Annotated in this window: 2 protein-coding genes; both read left to right on the forward strand. The window is 70.1% G+C overall.

Annotation, left to right across the window (positions count from 1 at the left end):
- Window positions 1-145, forward strand: a 145-nt coding sequence (locus ACWGRX_RS26860) for an acyl-CoA carboxylase biotin carboxyl carrier protein subunit (RefSeq protein WP_452120051.1), incomplete at its 5' end; no start/stop codon positions are given.
- A 20-nt stretch (window positions 146-165) separates the two neighbouring features.
- Window positions 166-2,058 (forward strand): methylmalonyl-CoA mutase family protein, encoded by a 1,893-nt coding sequence (locus ACWGRX_RS26865; protein WP_452120050.1) that lies wholly within the window; start codon window positions 166-168, stop codon window positions 2,056-2,058.
- The last annotated feature ends 105 nt before the right edge of the window (window positions 2,059-2,163 follow it).

Below are 2,163 nucleotides of genomic sequence, written 5' to 3' on the forward strand. Positions count from 1 at the left end.
CAAGGCCGGCGAGCCGCTCGCCATGGTCGAGGCGATGAAGATGGAAAACGTCCTGCGCGCCGAAAAGGACGTCACCATCGCAAAGATCCTCGCCAGGGAAGGCGACTCACTCGCCGTCGACGCCGTCATCATCGAATTCACGTGAGAGACGCCACGGAGGACGCCATGCTTCCCGAAACGGTCGCCGCCGCCTTTCCGCTGCCCGATCAGGCGCAATGGCGCAGCGCTGTCGACAAGGTGCTGAAAGGCGCCGATTTCGAGAAGCGCCTCGTTTCCCAGAGCGCGGACGGCATCCGGATCGCGCCGCTCTACCCTGCCGCACCCGCCGGGCTGCGGCCGATGCGCGCCGCGACCGGCCGCTGGCAGGTCGCCGCCAGGCTCGACCATCCTTCACCGGCTGCCGCTCGCGACCTTGCGCTCGCCGACCTCGAAGGCGGCGCAGAGACACTGGTCCTCAGCTTCGCCGGTGCGCGCGCTGCCCGCGGCTACGGTCTGGTCGCCGAGGATGTCGCGGCTCTCGACACGGCGCTCGACGGGGTGATGCTCGATCTGATCCGCCTGCGGCTCGATCCGGCGCCGGCCGGGGAGCGCAACGCCCGTTTGGTCGCGGAGCTGATCGCGCGCCGCGATATCGACCCCGCCAAGGCGGACGTGGACTTCGGCCTCGATCCGATCGGCGTATTCGCCAGCCATGGCGCGCTTTCGGCGGCATGGCCTGAACTCGGCCGGCGCCTCGCCACGCTGATCGGCGAACTCAGGGGGCGGGGCTTTTCCGGCCCATTCCTGACGGTCGATACCAGGCCCTATCACGAGGCGGGGGCGAGCGAGGCGCAGGAGCTCGGCGCGGCGATGGCGACGGCGCTCGCCTATCTCAGGGCGCTGGAGGCCGGTGGCATGGCGCTCGACCTGGCGCGCGACGCGATCTCCTTCACGCTCGTTGCCGATACCGACGAGTTCATGACCATCGCCAAGTTCCGGGCGGCGCGGCTGCTCTGGGAGCGGGTGCAGCAGGCCTGCGGCCTCGCACCGAAGCCGATGGCGCTGCATGCGGAGACCGCCTGGCGCTCGCTGACGAGGCGCGATCCCTGGGTGAATCAGCTGCGCGCCACGATCGCCAGCTTCTCGGCCGGTATCGGCGGTGCGGATTCGCTCACCGTCCTGCCCTTCACCGCGGCGCTCGGCTTAGCCGACGCCTTCGCCCGGCGCGTGGCGCGGAATACGCAATTGATCCTGCTGGAAGAGGCCAATCTCTGGCGCGTCGCCGATCCGGCGGCCGGCGCTGGCGGCTTCGAAGCGCTGACCCAGGGGCTCTGCGAGCAGGGCTGGAGCAAGCTGCAGGATCTCGAGCGCGAAGCCGCCGACGGTCTGCCCGGCATGATCGCAGCGCTCGCCAATGGTCATGTCCAGCAGGGATTGGCCCGCCAGCGCGCGCTGCGGGCCAAGGCGATTGCGACCCGCCGCGAGCCGATCACCGGGACGAGCGAATTCCCCAATCTCGGGGAGACGAGCGTCAGCGTGCTCGCCGTCCCGCCGGTGGCGGATGGCTCTGAGGCGGTCGCTACCGAGACAGGACTTATGACGGAGGCCCTGCCGTCGGTGCGGCTGGCGGAGGCGTTCGAAGCCCTGCGCGATCAAGCCGACGCAGCTACGACGCGGCGCGGCACACGTCCGACCGTCTTCCTCGCGACGCTCGGTTCGATCGCCGATTTCACGGCGCGGGCCGGCTTCGCCCGCAATCTGTTCGAGGCCGGCGGTCTCGCCGCGCCGTCCGGAGACGGCTTCGCCAGCGGCGGCGCGACGGATCTTGCAGCGCTCGTCACCGCCTTCGAGACCTCGGGCGCGAGGCTCGCCTGCCTCTGCGGTTCCGATGCCGGTTATGCCGGCGAGGCGATCGCGGTCGCGCAGGCGTTGCAGGCCAAAGGCGCGAGCGTCTGGCTCGCGGGCCGGCCGGGCGATCTCGAAAGCGCCTTGAACCAGGCGGGGGTGAGCGCCTTCATCTTCGCTGGCTGCGATGTGATCGAAGCGCTGCGCAGCGCCCACGCCATTGCGGCGCCCTGACGGGAGAGACCGATGAGCTTGATCCCGGATTTTACGAAGCTTGGCTTTTCGGAGATCGCCGGCGCGGCGGGCGCGAGTGCTTCTTCGGCGGGCGCTGTGCCGGTC

Source organism: Allobosea sp. NPDC055594, assembly GCF_053618995.1.